This is a genomic window from Rhodococcus sp. ARP2 (genome assembly GCF_001029585.1).
GTDB lineage: Bacteria > Actinomycetota > Actinomycetes > Mycobacteriales > Mycobacteriaceae > Rhodococcus_F > Rhodococcus_F erythropolis.
The window spans coordinates 39,029-64,562 of sequence record NZ_LEKE01000053.1; the positions used below are offsets into that span (position 1 = coordinate 39,029).

Genomic DNA, 25,534 nt, shown 5'->3' on the forward strand with positions numbered 1-25,534 from the left:
TTGTGAGCGAAAGTGCCTCTCGGTCTATCTGAGGCGACGGGACGTACGTTCGCTCGGCGTCAGCGTCGACCGAAGGCGTCCACTCCGGTCATTTCAGCGGACAGCGCCCACAATCTGCGTGCGTCGTCGCGATCGGTAGCCCAAGGTTTCACTCCGCCGACGCTCATGTCATCCGTCTGCGCGACGTCCGCGATGTTGCAGTCCTGGAGGTACGCGCCGGAGTGATCGGCGAGTATCGGTGCCGTCGCTGCCCACACCGTTGTAGCGGCGCCCTGGGAGGGAGTCTTGAATCCCGGCACGGCGTCGCCATTCGACGTCGTCCATCCGAGATCGTGTTTCTCCGATGCAGAGAAGTGACGTTGAAGGGGAGTGAGGATGCTCCCGGGATGGACGGAGAACGCAGTGATACCGCGTGAAGCACCGGCGCTCGCCAGCTGGACAGCGAATAGAGCATTTGCAGTCTTGGCTTGACCGTACGCAAGCCAGCGGTCGTAACCGTTGCGGAAATGTATGTCATCCCAACGCACTCCCGACAGAAAATGTCCCGCCGACGAGACAGCGACTACGCGAGAACCGTTTGCGGGCATGGCTGGCACAAGCAGGTTCACCAGTACAAAGTGCCCGAGGTGATTGATCGCGAATTGTGATTCCCATCCGGAGCCGACACGGAGTTCCGGGCAGGCCATGACCCCCGCATTGCAGATGATGATGTCCGGAGTGATCCGGGATTCGAGAATTTCTCGCGCACACGATCTGACACTGCTCGGGTCCGAAAGGTCGCACGCTCGCACTTCGATACCCGGAAGGTCGGCCACCTCGCTCCGTGCCTGTTCTGGTCGGCGGGCAAGAACTACAACTCGCGCGCCGACCGAAGAAAGTGACCGCGAAATCTCGTATCCGAGTCCGGAGTACCCGCCAGTGACCAATGCAGTTGTGCCGGTTAAATCTTGTCCGGCAAGTACGTCGTCGGCAGTGGAGATTCGGGAGAATTCGGTGTTGATTTTGCGCTGAATGGAATTCATGGCCGCGACCGTAAAATCTGGAGTGCACTCCAGGTCAAGGAAAGGTAGACGGGTAATGCGTGAACTATCAATCGGTGACGTAGCTGTCGAGACCGGAATCAGCATCGATTCCCTTCGATACTTCGAACGTGAGGAATTGCTCGTTCACGAGGTTGCGCGCTCGGCAGGTGGGCGTCGGGTCTACGCCGAAAACGATGTCGCTTGGTTGAAGCTGTGCAATCGATTCCGAGACTCGGGTATGCCGATCGCAACGATCCGCGAATTCGCCGCACTCGTCAGGTCAGGGCCGGGAAACGAGAAGGAACGGCTTTCACTTCTACAAAAGCATGAGGTGTTGATTCGATCCAGGATCTCTGCGCTGCAGGACAACCTGACCGTCATCCACGACAAGGTTTCGGCATACGAGCGACACGTTCGCGAGGGGACCGTCGCAGGTGTCTGGGAGCCGCAACCGTCGCCCGAGTGATCGACGGCTGGGCCATTTGCGGCGATTTCCAGCTACCCCCATGTGAGCGAAAGTGGCTTTCGGTCTATCTGAGGCGACGAGAGGTACGTTCGCTCGGCCCGGGCACGGGTTGCTCGGGAGCGGGCGATTTGTCGCGGTCGCCACCCCACCCACTTCGGGCTGGCGCACAAACCAAAAGAACCCCCGAAAATGTCTTTCGACATCTTCGGGGGTTCCGCTTGGGTGAGCGACGGGACTCGAACCCGCGACAGCCAGGATCACAACCTGGTGCTCTACCAACTGAACTACGCCCACCATTGCCTCGGCCACCGGTTTGACCCGGCTGCTTTGACGAAAGAGATACTAGCGCGAAAGTCGGTCAGGAAGCCAATCGGCAGGTCAGGCGGGACCCAAGCCCTCTACGACGGCTGCGATCTCCGCGCTCGACGGTCCGGGCGCCGCGACGAATGCAGTGCCGCGGTAGTACTTGAGTTCGCGGATGGATTCCTTGATGTCGGCGAGTGCCCGGTGGGCGAGACCTTTTTCGGGCTGGCCGAAGTAGATTCGCGGGTACCAGCGGCGGGAGAGTTCCTTGATGGAGCTGACATCGATCATCCGGTAGTGCAGGTATGTGTCCAGCGCCGTCATGTCACGCGAGATGAATCCGCGGTCGGTGGCGATGGAATTACCTGCCAGGGGAGCCGTACCGGCGACGGGAACGTGCTTGCGGATGTACGCGAGCACCTCTTTCTCCGCCTCGGCGAGGGTGACCGTCGACTTACGAACCTCTTCGGTCAGTCCCGACTTCGCGTGCATCTTCTTCACGACGTCGGGCATTGCAGCCAACGCGTCGTCGTCGGCGTGGATGACGATGTCCACACCTTCGCCCAAGATGTTCAAGTCGCTGTCGGTCACCAGAGCCGCAATCTCGATGAGTTTGTCCGACTCGAGTCGCAGCCCGGTCATTTCACAATCGATCCATACCAATTTGTCCTGCACCAGGAACACAGTAGTGCGCGCGGGCGCGGGATAAGGTCTGCGGTGGAAACTCGACGTGTGTAAGACGGCGTTCGGGTGATGACAAGAACTTCGCCGCATTGCAACGAGGAGGGCTTTTCGATGACCGTGGATCCGAAGGACGGAGCCGCGCCGCTGACGCCGGCGGAGAAGGCGAAAGCTGCCAAGGCTGCCGCTGCCGAAGCCGCTCGGATTGCAGCTGAAGCCGCGGCAGCAGCTGAGGAAGCCGAGAAGGAAGCGGCTGCCGCTGAGGCCGAAGCATCGGCCGGAGCCACCCCCGCCACCCCCGCTGCTCAGGAGCCGTCCGGTGCTGCAGCTGAAATCGCGGCGGGCTATTCATCCGAGGGGCGGGCACTCGAGCTCGGCTCGGTGGTGATCGACGGAGTGGCAGATCCCACCGCGCGGGTGCGGATTCCGTTGGCGACGATCAACCGTCACGGTCTGATTGCCGGTGCGACGGGTACCGGCAAGACCAAGACGTTGCAGGGCATCGCCGAGCAGCTGTCCGCCGCGGGTGTGCCAGTGGTGATGGCCGACGTCAAGGGCGATCTCTCGGGTCTGTCGAAGGCAGGGGAGCCGAGCGAGAAGATGAAGGCTCGCGCAGTCGAGACGGGCGACGATTCGTGGACTCCCGCTGGGATGCCAGTCGAGTTCTTGTCGTTGGGTACTGACGGAATCGGTATCCCGGTGCGCGCGACCATCACCAGTTTCGGGCCGATCCTGCTCAGCAAAGTGTTGGGCCTCAACGAGACCCAGGAATCGACTCTCGGACTGATCTTCCACTGGGCCGACACTCAGGGCCTGGCCCTGCTGGACCTCAAGGATCTGCGTTCGGTCATCGCCCACCTGACGAGCGCTGAGGGCAAAGCGGATCTGAAGGGTATCGGCGGAGTTTCCTCCGCGACGGCGGGAGTGATTCTGCGCGCCTTGGTCAACCTCGAAGCCGACGGCGGTGACACCTTCTTCGGCGAACCGGAACTCGAGACCGAGGACCTGTTGCGTGTCGTCGGCGGTGCCGGCGTGATTACGCTGTTCGAACTCGGCGCTCAGGCGGCACGCCCGGCGATGTTCTCCACCTTCCTGATGTGGGTGCTGGCGGACCTGTTCCAGACGCTGCCCGAAGAGGGAGATCTGGACAAGCCGAAGCTGGTGTTCATCTTCGACGAGGCGCACCTTCTGTTCGCGGACGCGTCGAAGGCCTTCCTGCAGCAGGTCGAACAGACGGTCAAGCTGATTCGCTCCAAGGGCGTCGGCGTGTTCTTCTGCACGCAACTTCCGACCGACATTCCCAATTCGGTGCTGTCACAGTTGGGCGCGCGCGTCCAGCACGCCCTACGCGCATTCACGCCCGACGATCAGAAGGCGCTCAACAAGACCGTTCGTACCTACCCGAAGACCGAGCACTACGACCTGGAAAAGGCACTGACTTCACTCGGCATCGGTGAAGCCATCGTGACCGTGCTTTCGGAAAAGGGTGCGCCGACGCCGGTGGCCTGGACCAAGATTCGTCCTCCGAGGTCGCTGATGGACACCATCGGCAACGACGCGATCAAGGCGGCAGCGTCGTCGAGTCCGCTGAATCAGAAGTACGGCCAGACCATCGACCGCGAGTCGGCGTACGAGAAGCTGACGGCGAAGGTGGCCGGTGCTCCGACGGTGGATCAGTCCGTGGATCTTCCGTCGCTGCCCGATCTGCCGCCACCGCCGCCGGCCGAACCGGAGGGCCCCAACATTGCCGAGCAGATCTTGGGTAACTCGGCCGTGAAGAGTTTCCTGCGCTCGGCGGCTTCGGCTGCGGGACGCGAGATTTCGCGAAATATCTTCGGTACCGGTAGCCGTCGCAAGCGCTGAGGCTTAGGCGCCCGCGAGGTCAGATGCCGACCTCGCGGGCCAATAGGTCGTTGATCGATTCGCGCCTGATCAACGGCCGCGCAATCCCGCCCAGTACAGCCACGACCGGCGGCCGGCCGACGCTGTTGTAGGTGGAGGCCATGCTGTGGTGGTATGCGCCCGTACACGGCACTGCCAACAGGTCACCTTCATGTAGGTCGGCGGGAAGCCTTGCTCCGACGGCGATTTCGTCGCCCGATTCGCAGTGCCGCCCGGCGACGGTGACTTCCTGGAGCGGTGCGCTCGAATGCCGGTTCACCAATTCGACGTCGTAGTGGCTGTCGTACAACGACACCCGAGGGTTGTCGCTCATCCCACCGTCGACGGAAACGAAGGTTCGACCGCCGCTGATCGACTTGATGTTCTGTACGCGATAGAGCGTGACTCCGGCGCGCGCGGCGATCGCTCGGCCAGGCTCGAGCACGATTTCGGGGCGAGGGAAGCGGTTTCGGGTGCACGCGTCGTCGAGAGTTTCGTCGATGACGTGAGCGAGGCGGGTCAGATCCAGTTGGGCGTCTCCCGGCATGTATGCGATCCCATGGCCACCGCCGAGATCGAGTTCGGTGAGGATGATTCGATGCGTGCGTCGTATGTCGTCCATCTGTGCGATCATCGTCTCGATCGCGGGGCGGAAGAGTTCGGGATCGGTGATCTGGGAGCCGAGATGGCAATGCAGGCCGATGAGTTGCAGGTGCGTCGCGTTGGCGACGACGGATACCGTACGTTCCAGTTCTTCGGAAAACGCTGGTAGGCCGAACTTTTGGTCCAAGATGCCTGTGGACACTGCCTTGTGTCCGTGTATGTCGATGCCGGGTGTGACTCTGATCAACACCTTCTGTCGGTGGGTACACACCGACGCGAGCCGTACCGCTTCGCTGGGGGAGTCGAGGACGATCCGGCCGACACCCGCGTTGACCGCCGCCCTCAGTTCGGAAACCGATTTGGCATTGCCGTGCAGGATGATTCGGTGGGGGTCCACGCCCGCGGCAAGCGCGACGGCGAGTTCACCGGCGGAACAGACATCCACCCCGAGTCCCTCGTCGGAGACCCAGGTAGCCATCGCTCGAATCATCAGTGCCTTGCCGGCGTACACGATCTCCGAGTCGGGGAAGGTCTCTCGATACGTGCGGCAGCGGTGCCGCACGTCCGCCTCGTCGACGACGTACGTCGGTGTGCCGTACTGGTCCGCGATCTCTTCGAGGGAGACGTCGCCGATGCAGACACGCCCGCTGTGGTCGTGGCGAGTGCTGATGGGCCACAACGCAGGATCCATACGTGGTGTCATTGCGCCGCGTAGGGAGGGGAAGATTTCGAGTAGCGTCACGTCGATCTCCTGAAGGTGACCCGCCGTGTTGCGGGCTACCTTCAGATCTACTCCCGAAGATCACCGGTGGGGCGGTTCTTGACGCTTACTTGACGCGCCGCCGAACGAGGTTGACGCGGCCCTGACGGGGCTCGAATCACTGTGCCTGTCGAATCACTGTGCTCGCCGGCGCTTCCATCCGAACCAACCGAGCACCGCGAGCAATGCCACCGCGGCGCCTCCGCCGATGACCGCCGATCTGTCGGCGGACACACCAACGGACGGAGTTCCGCCGGCACTCGGGGCGTAACCGGCGCCGTACACGGACTCGACCGCCGCTTGGATGTCGAACCCGGTTTCGGTAGCCGGCCCGCAGCTGTGCCCCTCGTGCTCGGCGTCGACGTCGTACGGCGCAGAAACGAACATCAGCTGCTCGGTGCCGAGCACGTATCTTGTGCCACAACCGTTCCCGTTCGCGAGTGTCCCCACCGACGTCACCGATGCCAGATCGCCTTTGTAGACCCGGCTGACGTCGAACAGGTAGGTGTCCTCGAACCCGTCCGAAGTTTTCTCCGTCGGAGTCCCGAGGAAAACGGTGCTGGAGACGCTCACGGCTTCTTCCGGGGTAGCCGATGATGCGCACGAACATGCATTCGCTGCCGTGGGCAGCAGTAAGGGCAACCCTCCGGTCAAAAGAAGGATTGCCCCGACTGCCAGTGTTCTTCGCATCGCCATTAACCGACTATATGGTCTGCTATGGCCTGCTCTGAGAAGTTTGCGTGAATCAGCCGCCGAGCTTCTTGTAGAACGTGCCCACGATGGGCGCAACGACGGCACGCGGGCTGTAGCCGCCCGCGACGGACATCGCCTTGCTCAAGATGCCCGGTACGACGCGCATCTTGTTCTCGGCTAGGCCGTCGAGCGAGACCTTGGCGGTGTACTCGCTCGAGATCCAGAAGAAGTCCGGGACGAGCTTGTCGACGATCGACGCTTCGGCCGGGTCCGGGGTTTCGGTGCGTACTGGGCCTGGGGCGAGCAGGGTGACGTTCACTCCGGTGCCCTTGAGTTCACCTCGCAACGATTCCGCGAAGGTGTTCACGAACGCCTTCGTGGCGGCGTACGTCGCGTTGTTGGGGATCGGCATGTTTCCGGCCGCGGACCCGACCATCAGGATGGCTCCGGACTTGCGTGCGAGCATGCCGGGCAGCACGGCCAGCGTGAGATCGTGCACTGCAACGGCGTTGAGCTCGACCTGGTCGCGCTCGTATGCCGGGTCCAGCTCGGCGATCGGCCCGAAGGTGGCGATACCGGCGTTGTTGCACAGGATGCTGATGTCGCGGCCACCGAGTTCCTCGACCAGAACGGCACGCGCCGCGCTGTCGGAGAGGTCCGATGCACGGACCTCCACCTCGACGCCGTGCGCGGCGCGAAGCTTCTCGGCGAGGACCTCCATGACCTCGCCACGACGGGCAACGAGGATCAGGGAATGTCCGCGTGATGCCAGATCAGCGGCCAGTGCCTCTCCGATGCCGGAGGAGGCGCCGGTCACTACGGCGCGGGCTGTGGTTGTGGGTGTCGGCAGGCTCACGATCAGTCAGCGTAGCCGGTCAGATCTTCGCGGCCAGTCGTGTGCCCTGTTCGATGGCACGCTTGGCGTCGAGTTCTCCTGCCACGTCGGCGCCGCCGATGATGTGGGTCACCACGCCCGCGACGGTCAGTTCGTCCACGAGATCGCGAACCGACTCCTGCCCGGCGCAGATGACGATGGTGTCGACCTCGAGAAGTCGGGGCTTCTCGTGCTTCTCACCGAAGGTGATGTGCAGGCCGGCGTCGTCGATGCGCTCGTAGTTGACGCCCGAGAGCTCGTGGACGCCCTTGTTCTTGAGGGCCGCCCGATGGACCCAGCCGGTGGTCTTCGCGAGGCCGGCGCCGATGCGTCCTGGCTTGCGTTGGAGGAGGTAGACCTCCCGCTCGGAGAGCTCCGGTACCGGAGTGGTTAGAGCGCCCGGGGCCATTTCGGGTTCGGTGACGCCCCATTCCTGCTTCCACTCCTTGAGATGAAGAGTGGGGGAAGTGGGGTGCGTGAGGAATTCGCTCACGTCGACGCCGATGCCGCCGGCGCCGATGACGGCGACGGACTTGCCGACGGGCTTGCCCTCTCGGACGACCTCGGCGTAGGTCAGCACCTTCGAGTTCTCGATGCCGGGGATCTTGGGAACGCGCGGTGTCACGCCGGTGGCAACCACCACTTCGTCGAAGGATCCGATGAGATCTGCCGGTGCGACGCGGGTTTCGAGCTTGACCGTCACTCCGGCCACGTCCAGCATGCGGGTGTAGTAGCGAATGGTTTCGGCGAACTCTTCCTTACCCGGAATGAGCTGTGCGATCCCGAACTGTCCGCCGATCTTGTCCGAAGCCTCGAACAACGTGACCGAATGACCACGCTGAGCAAGATTGAGTGCTGCGGAAAGTCCGGCAGGACCGGCACCGACGACGGCGAGGTTCTTGGTCCGCCGAGTGGGGGAGAGGATCAGTGTGGTTTCGCGGCCCGCGCGCGGGTTGAGCAGGCAGGAGACCTGCTTGTGAACGAAGGCGTGGTCGAGGCAGGCCTGGTTGCAGGCAATGCACGTGTTGATCTCGTCGGACGCTCCACGTTCTGCTTTGTTCACCCAGTCGGGATCGGCGAGCATCGGCCTGGCCATCGAAATCAATTGTGCGTCACCGCGGTTGAGGATCTCTTCGGCAGTCTCGGGCATGTTGATCCGATTCGAGGCGGCTACCGGAATGTCGACGTGCTTCTCGAGCTTGCCTGTTATGTCGACAAAGGCTGCTCGGGGAACCGAGGTGACGATGGTGGGCACCCGTGACTCGTGCCACCCGATGTCGGTGTTGATGATCGTGGCGCCGGCGGCTTCGACTTCCTTTGCCAGTGAGACGATTTCATCCCAGGTCTGACCGCCCTCGACCAGGTCTGCCATCGACAGCCGGAACACGATGATGAAGTTCGGGCCGACAGCCTTGCGTGTGCGTCGCACGATTTCGACTGCCATGCGTCGACGGTTCTCGGAACTGCCGCCCCACTGGTCGGTGCGCTTGTTCGTGCGCTCGCAGAGGAACTGGTTGATGAAGTAGCCCTCACCGCCCATGATTTCGACGCCGTCGTAACCCGCGGACTTGGCCAGGCGCGCGCAGCGAACGTAGTTGCGGATCTGCCAACGCACCCCACGGCCGGTCAGCTTGCGCGGACGGAACGGGTTGATGGGCGCCTTGATCGACGACGCGGAGACACTGAAAGGCTGGTAGCTGTAGCGGCCGGCGTGCAGGATCTGCATGGCGATCTTTCCGCCCGCGTCGTGAACCGCCTTGGTGATCCGGCGGTGACGGCGCGCTTCGATGCGGTTGGTCAGCTTGGCACCGAAGGGCAAGAGCCAACCGGTGCGGTTGGGCGCGTAGCCGCCGGTGATGATCAAGCCGACACCGCCACGAGCACGTTCGGCGAAGTACTCGGCCAAGCGGTCGGTGTCCTTCGCGCGATCTTCGAGGCCGGTGTGGATCGATCCCATGACGACGCGGTTCTTCAGCGTCGTGAATCCGAGGTCGAGCGGTTCGAGCAGGCGGGGGAACTGTGTATCCGTCATGACTGAAGATGTCCTTCCGTGGCGTACTCGCCAGTGTCTTCGGTGGCGTACTCGCCAGTGTCTTCGATGGCGTACTCGCCAGTGGGCAATGCGTCCAGAACTTCCTGGCACCAGTCGGTGAATCCTTCCTCGACGCGGATACCGCCGCGAAGTACCAGGTACTGGTGCAGTGAAGAGCCGGAAAGTGCTGCTGGATTGGGGAAGTCACGCTTTTCGATGAGTCGGTAGACGTCGAGGCGGGCGGCGTGGCCGTCGCGGTGGCGAGCGACTTCGCGTCGTAGAGCGGGGAGATCGGCGTGCGCTGCGGCCCTGATCTTGATGGCCAACTCGTTGCGCAGGTGGTTCGGTTCGGACGGCTCGGCGATCCATCGGGTCAGTTCGGCGCGGCCGGCATCGCTGACGCGGTACATCTTCTTGTCCGGTCGGCCGTCCTGCGCGATGGCCTCCACCTCCACCCAGCCTGCCTCGTCCATTCGCTTGAGGACTCGGTAGATCTGCTGGTGCGTCGCGCTGTGGAAGAAGCCGATCGACTTGTCGAACCGGCGTGTGAGGTCGTATCCCGACGCATCCTGTTCGGACAGGGAGACGAGCAACGCATGTTCGAGTGCCATGGAAAAAGTATCTATGCACTCAGGTGCCTATGCAACTAAGTGCGTACTAACTTGGTTGCATAGAACGTCTTGTATGTCGACTTCGGAGAGAGGCGCCGAGTCGCCCGCGCGCAGTTAGGCTTCGCCGTATGAGCGCCGAGTCCACGAGCATGCAGGCCGAGCCACCCGCAGGCATCGGTGGTGCGGCCACGAAGAGTCAAGTGTTCGCGTGGGGGCTGTGGGATTGGGGATCGGCAGCATTCAACGCCGTGATCCTCACGTTCGTCTTCTCGGTCTATCTCACCGACGCGGTCGGCGACGACCTGCCCGGCACGATTTCGGCAACTACGTGGCTCAGTTGGGCTCTCGGAATCGCCGGCTTCTTCATCGCGATACTCGCCCCGATCACCGGACAGCGTTTCGATGCGTCGGGTAAACGCAAACTCTCGCTCGCGATACTCACCGGCATCACCGTGCTCTCGATGGCGGGTCTCTATTTCGTCGAAGACAACTACCGCTACCTGTGGCTCGGATTGGTTCTGCTCGCAATCGGTTCGGTGATTTTCGAACTGGCCGGCGTGCCGTACAACGCCATGATGCGGCAGGTGTCGACACCGGAGAATCTGGGACGAGTCTCCGGCTTCGGCTGGGCCATGGGATATTTCGGCGGAATCGTGCTGCTGTTGCTGTGTTACTTCGGGTTCATCGTCGGCGACGGCGACACTCGGGGATTCCTGGGATTGACCACCGACGGCGGCATGAACATCCGGATGGTGGCACTGCTGGCTGCAGTGTGGTTCGCGGTCTTCGCGATTCCGGTGTTCTTCAAGGTTCCCGAGTTGCCCAGCCCCGCGGTCGATCCGGGAGCGTCCAAGGCCGGGTTCCTCGACTCCTATCGGGTGTTGTGGCGCGATCTGCGCGAACTCTGGAACGTCGACAGGCGCACGATCTGGTACCTGATCGCGAGCGCACTCTTTCGTGACGGTCTGGCGGGTGTGTTCACCTTCGGAGCCGTGTTGGCTGTCAACGTCTACGGAATCAGTGCGGCCGACGTCCTGCTGTTCGGTGTTGCCGCCAACGTGATTTCCGCAATCGGTGCATTGGTGGCCGGACGGTTCGACGATCGGATCGGACCCAAACAGGTCATCACCGTCTCGCTGGCGTCGATGATCGTGGTCGGCGCGATATTGATCGCGGTGTCCGGGCCGGTGATGTTCTGGATCTTCGGTCTCGCGCTCTGCCTGTTCGTCGGGCCCGCTCAGTCTTCGGCACGAACCTTCTTGGCACGCATCACCCCGCCTGGGCGTGAAGGTCAGATGTTCGGCCTGTATGCGACCACAGGCCGAGCAGTATCGTTCTTGGCGCCGACACTGTTCGGCCTGTTCGCCTGGCTCTTCGGTGCAGACCGTGCCGGCATCATCGGACTGCTGGTGGTTCTCGGCGTCGGCCTTGCCGCATTGTCGATGGTGAAGGCGCCGGAAGGGGACAGTGCGATCCCCGTCAATCCTTGAAGTAGACCAACTGGTGTGTCGTAGCGAGCAATGCGCCGTCACTGCCCCAAATTTCGGCCGACTGATCGAAGTATCCGTTTCCGAACCGTTGGGTCCGTGCGGTTCCCAGCACGGAATTGTCTGCCTGTTCGGTCAGCGTCTGAGCGTCGGCGTGGAAGTAGATGGTCATCGAGACCGTTCCGGCCGGAGCCATCTTGCCTCGGCGCAAGAAGACTCGTGGGAAGAAGACATCACACAGTGCGGTCAGCGACGTGAAGTCGAGAGCGCGTGCCGGCTGATCTCGCACCCAGAGCGTCGTGGTCGAGTCGGGATGCTCGCCCGACTCCAGATCGGGGATTGCACCTTCGACAAAGCGCATCTCGTAGTTCTGTGCCCAGGCGATGAACTCGGGGAACGGCAGCAGCGCAACGTCTTCGGCCGACGAAACCTTCGGCATCGTGATCTCGGTCGACGACCAGGTTTCACGCCTGGTACCGAACACAGCCGTCGCGGTAGTGGCGACGGTCCCGTCCTGAGACAGTTCGATGGACCAGTGCTGCGTCGAGCGGTTGGTACGCACCGGCCGGGCGGAGATCTCGAAGGCGCCCTCGGTGATCGGACCGGCAAAGTTGACGGTCAACGACAGCGGAACGCCGAGGCGTTCGGGGTGCTTCAGTACAGATTCGAGCAACGTGGCAGCGGTGACGCCGCCGAACGGCCCGACCATGTTGTTGTACGCCGGATTGGTTTCGCCGGTCGACAAGCCGGCCGTGAGTGGCGTCAATCCGACAGCGGTGTCGAACGGATGGGGTGGTGCAACGGTCTCGGTCATCGCAGAACTCCTGGTGGTGGAATCTATTCGGCTCTATGTATGACAACATACATAGAGCCGAATTCGTCGCGACGATCAGGATCCTGCACGTGCGAGGATTGCCTCGGCCAACTCTTCGGCTCGCTCTTCCGGAATCCAGTGACTTCCGCCGTCGAGCACGACGAACTCGTAGGGAGCGTCCACGAATTCACCACAGCGTTCTGCGCCTGCGCGGCCGAGCGCTGTGTCGCCGGTGCTCCAGACATACGTGGTCGGCACGGTGGTGCGATCGATGTCGCCGAAGTCGCGAGTCATCGCGCGGTACCAGTTCAAGGCGCCGGTGAGCGCGCCCTCCCCGCTCAGGACACGAATGTGCTCGTCGGCGAATTCAGGATCGATCTGGCCGTCGAACATGGCGCGCAACCGGCGGAAGTTGTCCTCCGACAAGACTTCCTCGGCCTTACCTTCCTGTCGGAGAAGTCCGATGTACGACGAGCGTTGCTTCTGGTCCTCGTCCTCGCGGAGTGCCCAACCGAAGGCGGTGGGGTGGGGGACCGAGATCGCCGTCAGGCTGCGGATCCGGTTCGGATGGCGACCGGCGACCTGCCAGGCGACCGCCGAACCCCAGTCGTGGCCGACCAGATGCGCGTCGGACAGGCCGAGTGCGTCGAGCAATCCGACGACGTCGGCTACCAGATGCTCGATCTTGTAGGCATCCGCCCCTTCGGGGCGCGCGCCGGCGGAGTATCCGCGCTGATTCGGTGCGATCACACGGTATCCCGCCGCGGTGAGCAGTGGTGTGACCTTGCCCCAGGATGCGGCGCTCTCCGGGAAGCCGTGCAGCGCTACCAGCGGAATGCCGTCGTCCGGGCCCGAGATCAGTACGTCGAAGGTGAGGTCGCCAACGGGGATTTCGTATGTACTCGTGGAAGACATGACTCTCACCGTACGTCGAAAAGGTGAACCCGAGGTCAGTTTCGAGGTGGATTCCAGGTGGACATTCCGAGCATGATGACTCGCAGTTGCTTCTCGGCTCGTGTGGTGACGGCGGCTTCGTCGCGATACCCGGCAGTCCCGGCGTCCAGCAGTTCGACGACAGCGCTGAACATCGTCGAGACGATCAGGTCGGCAGCCATTTCCAGATCGTCCGACGACCAGCTTTCCAGTCCGGAAATTCTGGAGAGGTCGATGGTCAGTTCGCTGACGAACAACCGCATTTCAGTGGCTATCGCACGTCGTACCTCACTGACGCCGCTGTAGCGTTCGCGGCAGAGGAACCGAAACTGTCGCTCGTGTGTATGCACTTGTCGCACAAGGATGCCCAGTGACGTAGCGGCGTCCTTGGTGCTGGGATTACGCCTTGCGTCGCGCAGCATCTGGCGCAACATGCGCATGCTCTCTTCGACGAGGACGACACCGACGTCCTCCAGTGAAGCGAAGTGGCGGTAGAACGCCGTCGGAACGATCCCGGCTTCCCTGGCTACCTCTCGCAAGCTGATTCCGGCGAAGCCGCGATCGGCCGAGAGGTCCATGGCAGTGTCCAGGAGCGCTTGGCGTGTGCGTTCCTTCTTTGCGGCACGACTTTCCGGCTCCCTGTTGTCGGGTTCCCTGCGCTCTGGGTTCACCGGTCCGGCCTTCGTCACGACGTCGAGTGTAGGTACAGGCATTCCGGCTCCTTTCGGCAACTCGTGTAACTCGGATCACATTCTTGTTGACATGTACTTGTGTGCACCTGTCACACTATCTTCGGTGAACATTTGTACACTGAATTCACGCAGTCGGGGGAAGCTAGCCCAGCAATCGGTACACCCGGCAATCGAAGTACGAGGAGGGTCATGACAATCGCATCTGCTCCTGAGAACACGACACCGAAGTCCACACCTCGGCGCGGACTGTCCTTGGTGGGACTGATCGAAGCCATGGCTGCTCCACATCAGATCGATCGGTACCTCGAGTTGGTCAACCCGATGGCGACCGTTCGTGACATCCGCGCGCAGGTTGTCGCCGTCGACCATCCGACCGCTGACTCCGTCACTCTGACGCTGCGCCCGACTCGCCAGTGGCGCGGTTTTCAGGCGGGCCAGTTCGTGCAGTTGGGCGTGGTGATCGACGGTGTTCGTCACACTCGCTGCTACTCGCCGGCCGGCGGCGCGTCTACGCGCAACGGGCTGATCGAGCTCACCGTGAAAGCGCATCCCGGTGGCCTGGTGTCGCAGTATCTGTACGCCAACGCGGCGCCCGGACTCGTTGTCAGCCTCTCGCAGGCAGACGGTGTGTTCTCCCTTCCCGTCGACCGCCCGCGTCGGGTGTTGTTGATCAGTGGCGGCAGTGGAATCACCCCGGTCATGTCGATGCTTCGGACGCTGGTGGAGGAGGAGCACTCGGGCGAGATCGTGTTCGTGCACTACGCGAACACCGATGCCGACGTGGCATACACGCGCGCGCTGAAGACCATCGCCGAGCGGAACCTGAACGTGAAACTGGTACTCGTGTACACCGAAAGCGGTGGAGGTGACCTCGAAGGTTTCTTCGATCGCGGGCACCTCGACGCCGTGGCTCCGTGGATCGCCGATCCGGACACGATCGACGCCCAGGCTTATCTCTGCGGGCCTCCCGGTCTGATGCGGGGAGTGCGTGAGGTGTTCCGTGAGGTCGACGTCGAGCACTTGCTCAATACCGAGGAGTTCGCGCCGGCGGTGGCCGAGCCGGGTGAGGCCGGCGGCGAGGTGTCATTCACCAAAAGTGGGGTGGCGGCCGAGAACTCCGGCGAAACACTTCTCGAACAAGCAGAAGCTGCGGGCCTCAATCCCGAATACGGATGCCGGATGGGAATCTGCTTCTCCTGCACCTCCGTCAAGAAGGCGGGTCGTACCCGAAACGTGCGCACCGGTGAGACAGATGACGAGCCGGACAAGAAGATCCAGCTGTGCGTCAGCGCTCCCGTCGGCGACGTCACCGTCGACATCTGAAGTCCCATTTTCCACACGACTGTCTGGAGACCGACATGTTTGGACTTTCACTTCCCACCCTCCCGTTCCTCGGCAACGGTTCCGATGCGAAGGACGACGCTCCCGTCGTCCTGACGTACGAGCAGGTCGAGGAGATCGGCCGCGAGTTGGACGCATTGCGTGATCGCACCGTCGCTTCGCTTGGGGCCGAAGACCGGGAGTACATCTACAAGATCATCAAGGCTCAGCGCGGGTTCGAGGTCGCAGGTCGCGGCTTGATGTACCTCGGATTCCTACCGCCGGTGTGGCTCGCGGCAGTCGGTGCGCTGAGTGTGTCGAAGATTCTCGACAACATGGAGATCGGCCACAACGTCATGCACGGTCAATATGACTGGATGCGGGAACCCGGGCTCAATTCCGAAGTCTTCGAATGGGATACGGTGTGCCCGGCCGACCAGTGGCGACACTCGCACAACTACATGCATCACACGTACACCAATATTCTCGGCAAAGACCGTGACATCGGATACGGCATCCTGCGTATCGACGACGCGCAGAAGTGGAACCCCTATTACCTCGGTAATCCGGTCTGGGCCTTTGCCTTGATGATGCTCTTCGAGTGGGGTGTGATGATGCACGATCTCGAGATCGAGAACGTCATCCAGGGCAAACGCAAGTGGCACGACGTCAAGCCGCTTCTGAAGGGCTGGTGGAACAAGGCGGGCAAGCAGGTCCTCAAGGACTACGTCATCTTCCCGGTTCTCACGGGGCCGCTGTTCGTGACCACTCTCGCGGGGAACGTCACCGCCAACCTGGTCCGAAACGTGTGGACGTACTCGATCATCTTCTGTGGCCATTTCCCCACCGGCGTACAGAGCTTCACCGAGGACGAGACGGCCGACGAGACTCGTGGTCAGTGGTACGTGCGTCAGATGCTCGGCAGCGCCAACATCGAGGGAAGCCCGCTCTTCCACATCATGTCCGGCAACCTCTCGCACCAGATCGAGCACCACCTGTTCCCGGACCTGCCTGCGCATCGTTATCCGGAACTCGCTCCCCAGGTGAAAGAATTGTGTGGGAAGTACGGTTTGCCGTACAACACCGGTGGGTTCTTCAAGCAGATCGGTTCGGTATGGGGCAAGATCTTCAAGCTCGCTCTTCCGCCCGGTTTGGTCAAGTCGAAGACCCCTCCCGGTGTTATCGTCGAGCGCCAGCGAACTGCAGCCTGAGAGGCACACACTGATGGTCGGGAAATTCGAACGCCGCAAGGACACGGTCCAGGAACTGACCGAAAGTGCAGCCAACCACGTGGGCTCCATCGCGATGATCATCGCCGGGGCTGTTCGAGACGTGACGCGCGAGATCGGTGACTGGGTGTCCGACGGAATCGAGATGCGTGAAGCAGCGAAAAAGGCTGCGGCTGACGATCGTTCGGAGTCCGTGACCATCGAGCACGACGAGACCGATCCACCGGAAGATTGGCGTTGATTCCAACTCTTCGATCGCCGAGACAGTAAGGCCGACGGCCGGATCGCCCAACCGCGAGCCGTTTCGCCTGAACGACCACGTTGCCCTCCGTCACAGATGACGGAGGGCAACGTGGGTTTCGTGGACTGTTTCGGCGGCCGAAGACGCGGATCGAACACCGATCACGAGTGAGGTCCTAAGCAGCGCTTCCGAGGCTCGCCGAGTCGAAGCTGCCGAGCCCGGTGCTACCGAGACCGCTGCTACCGACCCCGCCCAATGCGAGCGCATTGCTGCTACCCGCGCTCAGTAGCTGGACGATGATGTTGATGACGATGGGGTCGCCGGTGAGCGGAATTGTAGGCACAGGGGGACCTGCTTTCTGTTTCGAGATGTGGTGAGCAAGGTGAGCGGCGACGGGATCGTCGACGTGGTCAGGCGGGCTGTTTCAGCCACTTCCGGTGCTGCCGAGCGACACGATAGAGCCGTTGCCGAAGCCGAGTGCTCGGGAGAGTGAGCCGAAGTCGATGACCAGGCTGCCCAGGGTGTGCTGGTTTATCACAGTGGTTCCTGTCTGTGCCGCGACTTTGTGATGCGAGCGGGTAAGTCGATCAGGGAGCAGGCGTCGTGGGAGTTTCGCCGCCGCCGCCGCCAATCGGAGAGTTGTTGGTGTAGAGGAAACTGCTGCCGGCGTTGAACATCTGTAGGACGGTGTTCATGACGACGGCCAAAGCGCCTGTGGTTGGTGCGGCGATCATGTGCTTGCTCCTGGTTTCAGCGGTGGCGACGTGGTGGTCACCGTGGTCACCGCCATCACAGTGTCAGGCGGCTTGGAGCGGGCCCTGCGCGAGAGATTCTCTCGCACAGGGCCCGAGATTCGTCCTAGGAGACGCCGCCGCCATCCGTCGAGCCCGTGCCGGTGCTGCCCGCGTTGAAGAGCTGCAGGATGGTGTCGAAGAAGGCACCGAGGAGAGCGTTATCCTGGCCGTTGATCATGTGTTTCCCCTTAATTGTTACTGGTTTGCGCGGTGATTCGCACCACACTTTTATAGCCCGGTTCGGAGCGGAAAAGTGGGGTCCAGGCGCCACACGTGGACAGCTAATAGCGAGGATGTGAGTGTTCACATTTTCGCTGGACGATTGTCCACATCAGTGCTTGCGAAAGTCAGAGAGATCATGGCAGCGCGCAGTTTGAGCAGTTCAGAGGGCAGGGCCGGATCCAATCCGGTCAGGGTTGCGATGCGCTTGATTCGATTGTCGACGGTGTTGGTGTGCAGGCCGAGCGCCGACGCGGTGCGCTGACGATGCTGGCCGTTGGCGAGATGTATGGACAATGTCTGCAGCAGTTCCGGATTGCCGTCGAGTGGCCTTAGAAGATTGATCAAGCTGTCGCGGCCTGCGCCACCCCGAGTGAGTTGATACTCGAGCGCGAGGTCTTCCATTCGGTACGACCGCGCCGGCAGTCTCAGGCGCCGCACGAGTTGCGCCAATTCGTGAGTGGTTGCTTGGGCGGCGGCGATATCTCGTACCGCGGCGTTCTCGGCGATTGCTGTGATCTCCACCCCGACCGTTGCGCGTGCACGTTGGATGACCTCGCACACTGTTCCCCAGTCGGGTGTGCCCTCGATCAGGACCAGACCACGTTGCGGTGCAGGAGCTTCGAGCAGCGCCGACCCGAAGTGGGCCGCGATTTTCGATTGAGCGACGGAGAGGTCACGGTAGGCCTGTATGCGCTGGTGGTTGCCGTTGCGTGCTCCCGGGCGGATGGGCGGCAGGTTCACCAGGAGCCGCAGGACGAGATAGCGGGGTGCGAGTTCAACGCCCATCTGCAACGCAAGGTGGGTGGGATCGTCGCCGTCCAGCATGGCTTTCACGAGAGCGCCGGCGGAGTATTCCCCGAGTTGGGAGCCAGCTGGAAGCGCCGAGAGATAGCTGATCGAGATGAACGAGTGAAGCCGCTGCGCGAGTGCGAACAAGAACTCGTTGAGATCCCCGAGATTGGCGGAGTCCTCGGCGTCGGCCCGGCTGAGGATGAGGGTGCGGAAAGTGCTGATGCCCTCGTTGGTCAAGTTGAGGATCGCGCTGAGTGGCACGCCTTTCAATGCTTGTTGGACGGTCATCGTGTGAATGCCGTCCAACTCTTGGTCGGTGGGAAGTTTGCGGTGATCCAGTAGCTGGATCCCCACTTGGAGCCCCTGCACGATCACCGCAATCAGTTCCCGACGAACTGCCTCCGTTTGGAGGGAAGTCAACGTCGGGTTGGCACGGGACAGGTGATCTACGAGATCGCTTGCCAGTGGGATGACGTCGTTGACCGCTGTGGAGGCGGGCTTGCCTCCCAACATGAGCGGTCCCGGGTTGTTCAGCAGCGCTGGGGACATGGGTGGCCTCCTCTAGACAGGTGCGTCGCCTGGCACAGGCACCCGGAGGCTCGGCGCGTTACGAAGCGGGGTACACGCTGAGGCCTTGTTCGGGGGCATACTCGCCGCTGAAATTTGCGGATCGAATTGCGCCAGGCGTTGTGATTTCTACCACATGAACGATCGTCCAACTGTGAAATGGACAAATGTGAAGATAAGTCCATATGCCCCACGCGCTGCGGACCTAAACAATCGTCCACTTACGGTATTTTTCGACGTCAGAGCGGAAAACGGATTCGGAGGACACCACGAGTTCCGTCTGGGATCATTGCCGGCGCCTACGGTGCTCGTCGCGGGCGATTTGCTCAGATCAAGCTCGAGGGCCCTGGGTCCTCGCGGACCCAGGGCCCTCGAGGCCTAGGTATTGATTCGACCAGTCCGATGTACGGGAACCGGTTCAGGGTGAAATCACCCCTTTTTGTACTGCTGTCTGTATTGCGGAAATCTCTAGATGACGCCCAGCGAAATCATGGCGTCGGCCACCTTCACGAAGCCGGCAATGTTCGCGCCGTGCACGTAGTCGCCCGGCTTTCCGTACTCGGCAGCGGTGTTGATGGTGCGCTTGTGAATGCCGCGCATGATTCCGGCGAGACGCTCGTCGGTGTACTCGAAGCTCCAGGAATCACGCGAAGCATTCTGCTGCATTTCGAGGGCGGAGGTTGCGACGCCACCGGCGTTGGCCGCCTTGCCGGGCGCGAAGGCTACGTTCGCGTCACGGAAGAGCTGGATGCCGCCGGGGGTGGTGGGCATGTTCGCGCCTTCGGCAACGGCCTGAACGCCGTTGGCGATCAAGGTCTTTGCGGCATCGTCGTCGAGCTCGTTCTGAGTCGCGCAGGGGAGTGCGACGTCGCACGGCACGTCCCAGATGGAACCATCGGCGATGAACTCGGCATGCGGAACTGCGTCGGCGTACTCGCTGATGCGGCCGCGGCGAACTTCCTTGATCTCCTTGAGGAGGTCGAGATCGATGCCCTTCTTGTCCACGATGTATCCCGAGGAATCCGAGCAGGCGATCGCGACGCCGCCGAGCTGGTGGATCTTCTGGATTGCGTAGATGGCGACATTGCCGGATCCGGAGATCACGACGTTCTTGCCTTCGAGGCCTTCACCCTTTGCCTTGAGCATTTCGGCGACGAAGTACGCGACGCCGTAGCCGGTGGCCTCGGTGCGAACCTGCGATCCGCCCCAGGTGATGCCCTTGCCGGTGAGGACGCCCGACTCGTACGTGTTGGTCAGCCGCTTGTACTGACCGAACAGGTAGCCGATCTCGCGACCGCCGACGCCGATGTCGCCGGCCGGAACGTCGGTGTATTCACCGATGTGACGCTGCAGTTCGGTCATGAAGGACTGACAGAAGCGCATGACCTCTGCGTCGGAGCGGCCCTTGGGATCGAAGTCCGAGCCACCCTTGCCGCCGCCGATGGGCAGGCCGGTGAGTGAGTTCTTGAAGATCTGCTCGAAGCCGAGGAACTTCACGATGCCCAGGTTGACGCTGGGGTGGAAGCGCAGGCCGCCCTTGTAGGGGCCGAGTGCACTGTTGTACTGCACGCGGAAGCCACGGTTGACGTGAACGTTGCCCTGGTCGTCGGTCCACGGCACGCGGAAGATGATCTGGCGTTCCGGCTCGCAAAGCCGCTCGATGAGTCCGGCGTCGGCGTAGCGGGGGTGGCGTTCGAGCACTACGTGAAGAGACTCGAAGACCTCTGCGGCGGCCTGATGGAACTCGGGCTCTCCTGCATTGCGAACCAAAACCTGATCGTAAATCTGCGCTACGCGGTCACGTACGGACACCGCTCACCTACCTCGTTGTGAGAACTCTTTTACATTTCCGTTACATACTAGGCGCCTTTATTGCTGTATCGGACAACTGTCCTGTGAAGGTGAAATCGGACACAGCTGTCACTTGTGTCAGTTGAACGGGCGATTTATAACAATTTGCTCAGCTTTCACTCTCTTAACACAGTCCAAATGGTTTGCTTCTGCGGTCGGGGATCACTGTGCCTGTGGTCCGAACGGGAGTCGAAATGATCAGAGGGGCTGCACGTGCGTAAAAAACACTCCATGTCGGCGATGTTGTCGATAGGCGTCGTCACGATTGCCGCGACGATTGCCGCAGCACCGTCTGCGTCGGCGATCGGTGGACCGTGTGGGTCGGGAGGAAGTGGTTCCGCCGGATCGATGACGGGTTCGCTCGGTTCGCTGACCGGATCACTTGGCAGTGGTTCCGCCGGTACCGGCTCCCTCGCCAACGCGTTGCCGTGGATCACCGGCGCGCCCAACGGTGCTCTGCCGGTGCTGACCGGCCGCACCAAAGCGATCGAAATGGTCACTGGCCCAGGCAGTCCCAACAACACGATCGAGCGGTTCAACGTGTCGGGAACCGACCTCGGAATCATGTGGGACAACGGTCTTTCGGGGCCGGATCACGACGTTCTGATGGCATTCGGCGATACGGTTGGCGACTGCGACACCCCGGGTGACGACTGGCGCAGCAACGTGTTGTTCCGCAGCAACGACACCGCCATCGCCGACGGGATGAAGATCGACAGTTCTCCTTTGGACGGCCCCAATCATTCCAAGGAGATCATTCCGGGATTCGGCATTCCGGGTGAGTTCACCACCATCCCGACCGCTGGAATCTCTTACGGTGGTGTGCAGTACATCAGATTCATGTCCGTTCGGTCGTGGGACGAACCCGGAGCCTGGACCACCAACTACTCGGCTCTGGCTTTCTCCACGGACAACGGTGAGAACTGGGAACTCGATCCGGCGACAGTTCGCGCCAATACCGAAGGACTTGGCATTCCGGGGATTCCGGCAGTATCGCCGATCAATTCCAACTTCCAGCAGAGCGCCTTCCTCGACGGTCGGGACGGCTACATTTACGAATACGGAACTCCCTCAGGTCGTTTCGGTAAGGCGGTCCTGGCGCGAGTGGCCGGCGCCGACATCAGAAACCTCGGCGCCTACGAATACTGGGACGGCTCCGGTTGGAGTCCGCGAGATACCGATGCCGTTCAGGTCATCAAGGCACCGGTCAGTGAACTTGCCGTGCAGTGGAACGACTACCTGAACAAGTACGTTGCCATGTACACCAGTGCCGAGGGCAACCTGGTGATCCGTCAGGCCGACCAACCGCAAGGCCCGTGGAGTGGTACGCAGACCCTGTTGAGTGGAATCACGTTGCCCGCGTTGTACGGCGGATTCATGCACCCGTGGGCGAGCGGACAGTTCCTCGAATTCGTCGCCACCACGTGGGACCGTTACAACGTCATCTACATGCGGACCGATTTGAACGGACTCCAGATGGCGTCATCGGATTCGCGCGATCGTCCTGACCCCGCGACCACCGGTGAGGCTCGCGTCCTCGAAGTCACGATGCCGGAAGACCGCTAGCCCGAGCAAGATTCGACAACTGTGGCCTGCAACTCGATCGAGTTGCAGGCCACAGTTTTGTGAGCGTTGATTTCGGTGATGCTCAGAGAATGAAGAGCATTTCCTGATACGTCGGGAGTGGCCAGTGATCGTCGGCGACGATGGTTTCGAGGAAGTCGGCCGCTGCACGTACCTCTGCCATGGCGGGCAGGAGTGCGTCCTGTGCGTGCTTGGCCTGATCGAATGGCGACTCGCCGGCGTCGGTGTCGATTGCTGCGCGCAGGGCCGCGAGCGCTGTGCGCAGAGCCGCAACGGGCGCCGACACTTCTTCGAGCGGAGCTGAATCCGGTTCGAGGCCGGCGGACTTCAGTGCGACGAAGTTCTGCGCAACTTCCGTCTGGTGGCGCACTGCAGCCGGAAGGATCAGCGTCGTACCGATTTCGGCGGCCAGGCGTGCCTCGACGCCGATGCTCAGTGCGTACTGTTCGAGTCCGACCTCGTAGCGACTGTGCATCTCTCGGTGGTTGAAGACCTTGTACTTCTCGAAGAGTTCCATCGAGGACTCGGTGATCAGTTCAGGAAGGGCGTCCAGCGTCGTGCGAAGGTTCGGCAGACCGCGAGACTCGGCCTCGATCTGCCAGTTCTCCGAGTAACCGTCGCCGTTGAAGACAACCGCACCGTGGTTGGTGATGATCTCGGTGAGCAGATTCTGGACGGCGGTGTCGAAATCCGCGCCGTCGGCGACCGCGGCCTCCAGTTCGGTGGCCATGTAGTCCAAGGCCTCGGCCATGATCGTGTTGATGGTGACCATCGGGCCGTTGACTGTTTGCAGCGATCCTGGCGCGCGGAACTCGAAACGGTTGCCGGTGAAGGCAAATGGGCTCGTGCGGTTGCGGTCGCCCGGATCGGTCGGCAGGACGGGAAGGGTGTCGGCTCCGATCATCATGGTGCCCTTGTCCTTCGACGATGTTGCCGCGCCCTTGGCGATCTGCTCGAAGACGTCGGCCAGTTGATCGCCGAGGAAGATCGAGATGATTGCCGGGGGAGCCTCGTTGGCACCGAGACGGTGATCGTTGGTTGCCGATGCGACCGACGCGCTCAGGAGGCCGGCGTATTTGTGGACGGCCCGGATGACTGCGGCGCAGAATACGAGGAACTGGGCGTTGTCATGCGGATTGTCGCCGGGGACAAGCAAACTGCCGAGTTCGGAGTTGCCCAGCGAGAAGTTGACGTGCTTGCCGGAGCCGTTGACACCGTCGAACGGCTTCTCGTGGAACAGACATTCCATGCCGTGCTTCTTGGCGATGGTTTTGAAGGTGGTCATCAGCAACTGCTGGTGGTCGGCGGCGATGTTGCCTCGCTCGAACATCGGGGCGATTTCGAACTGGCCGGGGGCAACCTCGTTGTGCCGTGTCTTGGCGGGGATGCCGAGTTTGAACAGTTCCCGCTCGGTGTCCATCATGAATCCGAGCACACGTTCCGGGATCGCCCCGAAGTAGTGGTCGTCGAACTCCTGGCCCTTGGGCGGCTTTGCGCCGAAGAGTGTTCGGCCGGCGTTGAGGAGGTCGGGGCGTGCGAGGAAGAAGTGTCGATCGATCAGGAAGTACTCCTGCTCGGGACCGCAGAACGACACGATGTGCTCGGGGTCGTCGTGGCCGAACAACTTCAGGATTCGTTCGGCGTGGAAACCCATTGCCTGTTGTGAACGCAGCAGGGGAGTCTTGTGGTCGAGCGCTTCGCCGGTCATCGAAACGAACACGGTCGGGATACACAGTGTGTTGCCGTTGGGGTTTTCGAGAACGTAGGCCGGGCTCGTGACATCCCAGCCGGTGTATCCGCGAGCCTCGAATGTGTTGCGCAGCCCGCCGTTCGGGAAACTCGAGGCGTCGGGTTCACCTTGGATCAAGGTCTTGCCGGCGAACTCCGCCAATGCACTGCCGTCGCCGACCGGCTCGAGGAAGCTGTCGTGCTTCTCGGCCGTCAACCCGGTCAGTGGATAGAAGACGTGGGCGTAGTGGGTTGCGCCTTTCTCCAACGCCCAGTCCTTCATCGCCGACGCGACCGCATCGGCGACCATGGGATCAAGCGGTTTGCCTTGCTCGATCGTCGCCATCACCGACTTGTAGACGAGCTTGGGCAGTCGCTTCTGCATGACCACCTTGTTGAAGACGTTGGCACCGAACACCTCGCCGGGTGTCTCGTCGGTGGTGAAACTGACCACCGGAGGTGTGTAGGCCTCGACGTCCTTGATCGCTTGCAAGCGAACTGCATTTCCACTCATGTGCTTACCCCTCGCCCGGGCCCAGGGCTGCGCTGCTGATTGCGAGCCCGACTTCGGCAAACCCTACGAACCTCCGGTATCGGGGGTGTTTCGTAGATATTGCGCCTGTCCGCAAACTTCGAGTCACAACGGAAATGTCGATCTGTCGGAGGTCTACGGCAGACTTCGAGCCGACGGGCTATTGCAGGACAGTCGAATCGGAGAGTCTTTGTGATCAGGGTGTTGGTGCCAACAACGGTGGAGCAGGGCGATCTCGCGGAAGTGCTTCGGTTGTATGACGAACTTGTCACCGAGACCCGAAAAGAGGTCGGCTGCATCAATTACGAGTTACTGCAGCGCACCGACAATCCCTGCGAGCTCGTGTTGGCGGAGGAATGGGAATCGCAGGAGCACCTCGACGCCCACACTCATACCGAGCACTTCGTCAGGTTGGTTGAGGCGCTGGACAAGCTCGAGACGGCAGCGCCGGCGCAGATCTTCACGAAGGTTCTGTAGCGGCGGAGTCCGGTCTCAGTGCTCGCTCAGGCGTCGAACGAACATTCCGGAGAGCCTCGAGCGTCAACTAGGCGAGCCGTTCCGACACACGCGGAAACTGGTTTGCGTCGACACGCCAGAATCATCGTAGGTCCGTCGAGTCCGATGTAGGACAGCGCCTTCGGGCTCCAGCCGGGCCTTGTGCCGGTGTCGGCCGACCTGCACGGGCGCTCTATACAGTCACGTCGGAGTAGGGCATATGCTCTGACACCCAAGGAAATACGAATTCCATGAGTAGCAGCACCACCGCGACCAAGAGAACGATCGCCAGCAGGGCCTTCACTGGTCGGGGGCCGGGGAGCGCGC

The 25,534-nt window shown here is 61.8% G+C and carries 23 protein-coding genes and 1 tRNA gene; 8 read left to right on the forward strand and 16 right to left on the reverse strand.

All coding sequences use genetic code 11. From position 1 onward, the window contains the following. Nucleotides 1-59: 59 nt before the first annotated feature. Nucleotides 60-1,022 (reverse strand): oxidoreductase, encoded by a 963-nt coding sequence (locus ABX74_RS13305; protein WP_020908264.1) that lies wholly within the window; start codon nt 1,020-1,022, stop codon nt 60-62. A gap of 55 nt (nt 1,023-1,077) precedes the next feature. On the opposite strand from ABX74_RS13305, the gene ABX74_RS13310 reads away from it, so the two are divergent. Further along, nucleotides 1,078-1,488: a MerR family transcriptional regulator gene (locus tag ABX74_RS13310; protein WP_019749137.1), complete on the forward strand. Its 411-nt coding sequence runs from the start codon at nt 1,078-1,080 to the stop codon at nt 1,486-1,488. 221 nt (nt 1,489-1,709) lie between these two features. Here ABX74_RS13310 and ABX74_RS13315 read toward each other — a convergent pair. Both ABX74_RS13315 and orn read right to left on the reverse strand, forming a co-directional pair. Next, nucleotides 1,710-1,782 (reverse strand) — tRNA-His (locus ABX74_RS13315). Nucleotides 1,783-1,866: 84 nt separating this feature from the next. After that, a complete protein-coding gene (orn, locus tag ABX74_RS13320; RefSeq protein ID WP_024487359.1) occupies nt 1,867-2,466 on the reverse strand; it encodes an oligoribonuclease in 600 nt (199 codons plus the stop codon). 120 nt (nt 2,467-2,586) lie between these two features. On the opposite strand from orn, the gene ABX74_RS13325 reads away from it, so the two are divergent. Continuing rightward, a complete protein-coding gene (locus ABX74_RS13325; RefSeq protein ID WP_047888981.1) occupies nt 2,587-4,335 on the forward strand; it encodes a helicase HerA-like domain-containing protein in 1,749 nt (582 codons plus the stop codon). Nucleotides 4,336-4,354: 19 nt separating this feature from the next. On the opposite strand, the gene lysA is transcribed toward ABX74_RS13325, so the two are convergent. The 5 genes from lysA to ABX74_RS13350 all read right to left on the reverse strand — a co-directional run bounded on the left by lysA (nt 4,355) and on the right by ABX74_RS13350 (nt 9,926). After that, on the reverse strand, nt 4,355-5,698 hold the full coding sequence (gene lysA / locus ABX74_RS13330) for a diaminopimelate decarboxylase (protein ID WP_047888982.1): 1,344 nt from the start codon (nt 5,696-5,698) through the stop codon (nt 4,355-4,357). A 153-nt stretch (nt 5,699-5,851) separates the two neighbouring features. Continuing rightward, nucleotides 5,852-6,289: a hypothetical protein gene (locus tag ABX74_RS13335; protein WP_046378788.1), complete on the reverse strand. Its 438-nt coding sequence runs from the start codon at nt 6,287-6,289 to the stop codon at nt 5,852-5,854. Nucleotides 6,290-6,461: 172 nt separating this feature from the next. Next, a complete protein-coding gene (gene cmrA, locus ABX74_RS13340; RefSeq protein WP_019749133.1) occupies nt 6,462-7,265 on the reverse strand; it encodes a mycolate reductase in 804 nt (267 codons plus the stop codon). Between the two features lie 19 nt (nt 7,266-7,284). Continuing rightward, entirely contained in the window at nt 7,285-9,315 is a 2,031-nt protein-coding gene (locus tag ABX74_RS13345; protein ID WP_021333446.1) for an NADPH-dependent 2,4-dienoyl-CoA reductase, read from the reverse strand. Then, nucleotides 9,312-9,926 (reverse strand): PadR family transcriptional regulator, encoded by a 615-nt coding sequence (locus ABX74_RS13350; protein ID WP_047888983.1) that lies wholly within the window; start codon nt 9,924-9,926, stop codon nt 9,312-9,314. The genes ABX74_RS13345 and ABX74_RS13350 overlap by 4 nt, the downstream gene beginning before the upstream one ends. Nucleotides 9,927-10,054: 128 nt before the next feature. Between ABX74_RS13350 and ABX74_RS13355 the strand changes: the two genes are divergently transcribed. Beyond that, on the forward strand, nt 10,055-11,416 hold the full coding sequence (locus tag ABX74_RS13355) for an MFS transporter (RefSeq protein ID WP_046378786.1): 1,362 nt from the start codon (nt 10,055-10,057) through the stop codon (nt 11,414-11,416). On the opposite strand, the gene ABX74_RS13360 is transcribed toward ABX74_RS13355, so the two are convergent. The 3 genes from ABX74_RS13360 to ABX74_RS13370 form a co-directional block, all read right to left on the reverse strand. Beyond that, complete coding sequence (locus ABX74_RS13360) at nt 11,406-12,227, reverse strand: acyl-CoA thioesterase (protein WP_047888984.1); 822 nt, start codon at nt 12,225-12,227, stop codon at nt 11,406-11,408. The genes ABX74_RS13355 and ABX74_RS13360 overlap by 11 nt on opposite strands. Nucleotides 12,228-12,302: 75 nt before the next feature. Further along, on the reverse strand, nt 12,303-13,142 hold the full coding sequence (locus ABX74_RS13365) for an alpha/beta fold hydrolase (protein ID WP_047888985.1): 840 nt from the start codon (nt 13,140-13,142) through the stop codon (nt 12,303-12,305). A 35-nt stretch (nt 13,143-13,177) separates the two neighbouring features. Next, entirely contained in the window at nt 13,178-13,873 is a 696-nt protein-coding gene (locus ABX74_RS13370; protein ID WP_082148500.1) for a TetR family transcriptional regulator, read from the reverse strand. 168 nt (nt 13,874-14,041) lie between these two features. On the opposite strand from ABX74_RS13370, the gene ABX74_RS13375 reads away from it, so the two are divergent. From ABX74_RS13375 to ABX74_RS13385, 3 genes are read left to right on the forward strand one after another with little or no spacing between them, the layout of a single operon-like run. Beyond that, nucleotides 14,042-15,175, forward strand: coding sequence for a ferredoxin reductase (locus ABX74_RS13375; RefSeq protein ID WP_047888986.1), 1,134 nt, complete (start codon nt 14,042-14,044; stop codon nt 15,173-15,175). 35 nt (nt 15,176-15,210) lie between these two features. Beyond that, entirely contained in the window at nt 15,211-16,383 is a 1,173-nt protein-coding gene (locus tag ABX74_RS13380) for a fatty acid desaturase family protein (RefSeq protein ID WP_020908255.1), read from the forward strand. A gap of 13 nt (nt 16,384-16,396) precedes the next feature. Then, nucleotides 16,397-16,642, forward strand: coding sequence for a hypothetical protein (locus ABX74_RS13385; RefSeq protein ID WP_019749125.1), 246 nt, complete (start codon nt 16,397-16,399; stop codon nt 16,640-16,642). 175 nt (nt 16,643-16,817) lie between these two features. Here the strand turns inward: ABX74_RS13385 and ABX74_RS30385 are convergent, their stop codons facing one another. From ABX74_RS30385 to gdhA, 4 genes are all read right to left on the reverse strand, one after another. After that, the gene (locus tag ABX74_RS30385) at nt 16,818-16,985 is read right to left on the reverse strand and encodes a hypothetical protein (protein WP_003945367.1); all 168 of its coding nucleotides are present in this window, start codon (nt 16,983-16,985) and stop codon (nt 16,818-16,820) included. A gap of 244 nt (nt 16,986-17,229) precedes the next feature. Further along, the gene (locus ABX74_RS30390; protein WP_167333749.1) at nt 17,230-17,376 is read right to left on the reverse strand and encodes a hypothetical protein; all 147 of its coding nucleotides are present in this window, start codon (nt 17,374-17,376) and stop codon (nt 17,230-17,232) included. A gap of 363 nt (nt 17,377-17,739) precedes the next feature. After that, nucleotides 17,740-18,999 (reverse strand): PucR family transcriptional regulator, encoded by a 1,260-nt coding sequence (locus tag ABX74_RS13390; RefSeq protein WP_047888987.1) that lies wholly within the window; start codon nt 18,997-18,999, stop codon nt 17,740-17,742. Nucleotides 19,000-19,485: 486 nt separating this feature from the next. Next, a complete protein-coding gene (gdhA, locus tag ABX74_RS13395; protein WP_047888988.1) occupies nt 19,486-20,829 on the reverse strand; it encodes an NADP-specific glutamate dehydrogenase in 1,344 nt (447 codons plus the stop codon). A 270-nt stretch (nt 20,830-21,099) separates the two neighbouring features. Here gdhA and ABX74_RS13400 point away from each other — a divergent pair, with 270 nt between their 5' ends. Beyond that, nucleotides 21,100-22,434, forward strand: coding sequence for a DUF4185 domain-containing protein (locus ABX74_RS13400; protein ID WP_021344745.1), 1,335 nt, complete (start codon nt 21,100-21,102; stop codon nt 22,432-22,434). Nucleotides 22,435-22,516: 82 nt separating this feature from the next. Here ABX74_RS13400 and ABX74_RS13405 read toward each other — a convergent pair whose 3' ends face one another. Then, nucleotides 22,517-24,694: a glutamine synthetase III gene (locus tag ABX74_RS13405; RefSeq protein ID WP_047888989.1), complete on the reverse strand. Its 2,178-nt coding sequence runs from the start codon at nt 24,692-24,694 to the stop codon at nt 22,517-22,519. Between the two features lie 225 nt (nt 24,695-24,919). On the opposite strand from ABX74_RS13405, the gene ABX74_RS13410 reads away from it, so the two are divergent. Then, a complete protein-coding gene (locus ABX74_RS13410; protein ID WP_223257903.1) occupies nt 24,920-25,189 on the forward strand; it encodes a putative quinol monooxygenase in 270 nt (89 codons plus the stop codon). Nucleotides 25,190-25,534 lie beyond the last annotated feature (345 nt).

Coding starts and splice junctions, on each gene's coding strand:
- ABX74_RS13390 (WP_047888987.1), bottom strand. CDS start 18,999: ATGTCCCCAGCGCTGCTGAACAACCCGGGACCGCTCATGTTGGGAGGC.
- ABX74_RS13405 (WP_047888989.1), bottom strand. CDS start 24,694: ATGAGTGGAAATGCAGTTCGCTTGCAAGCGATCAAGGACGTCGAGGCC.
- ABX74_RS13325 (WP_047888981.1), top strand. CDS start 2,587: ATGACCGTGGATCCGAAGGACGGAGCCGCGCCGCTGACGCCGGCGGAG.
- ABX74_RS13400 (WP_021344745.1), top strand. CDS start 21,100: ATGTCGGCGATGTTGTCGATAGGCGTCGTCACGATTGCCGCGACGATT.
- ABX74_RS13375 (WP_047888986.1), top strand. CDS start 14,042: ATGACAATCGCATCTGCTCCTGAGAACACGACACCGAAGTCCACACCT.
- ABX74_RS13305 (WP_020908264.1), bottom strand. CDS start 1,022: ATGAATTCCATTCAGCGCAAAATCAACACCGAATTCTCCCGAATCTCC.
- ABX74_RS13355 (WP_046378786.1), top strand. CDS start 10,055: ATGAGCGCCGAGTCCACGAGCATGCAGGCCGAGCCACCCGCAGGCATC.
- ABX74_RS13370 (WP_082148500.1), bottom strand. CDS start 13,873: ATGCCTGTACCTACACTCGACGTCGTGACGAAGGCCGGACCGGTGAAC.
- ABX74_RS13310 (WP_019749137.1), top strand. CDS start 1,078: ATGCGTGAACTATCAATCGGTGACGTAGCTGTCGAGACCGGAATCAGC.
- ABX74_RS30390 (WP_167333749.1), bottom strand. CDS start 17,376: ATGATCGCCGCACCAACCACAGGCGCTTTGGCCGTCGTCATGAACACC.
- ABX74_RS13350 (WP_047888983.1), bottom strand. CDS start 9,926: ATGGCACTCGAACATGCGTTGCTCGTCTCCCTGTCCGAACAGGATGCG.
- ABX74_RS13345 (WP_021333446.1), bottom strand. CDS start 9,315: ATGACGGATACACAGTTCCCCCGCCTGCTCGAACCGCTCGACCTCGGA.
- ABX74_RS13380 (WP_020908255.1), top strand. CDS start 15,211: ATGTTTGGACTTTCACTTCCCACCCTCCCGTTCCTCGGCAACGGTTCC.
- ABX74_RS13365 (WP_047888985.1), bottom strand. CDS start 13,142: ATGTCTTCCACGAGTACATACGAAATCCCCGTTGGCGACCTCACCTTC.
- ABX74_RS13385 (WP_019749125.1), top strand. CDS start 16,397: ATGGTCGGGAAATTCGAACGCCGCAAGGACACGGTCCAGGAACTGACC.
- ABX74_RS13360 (WP_047888984.1), bottom strand. CDS start 12,227: ATGACCGAGACCGTTGCACCACCCCATCCGTTCGACACCGCTGTCGGA.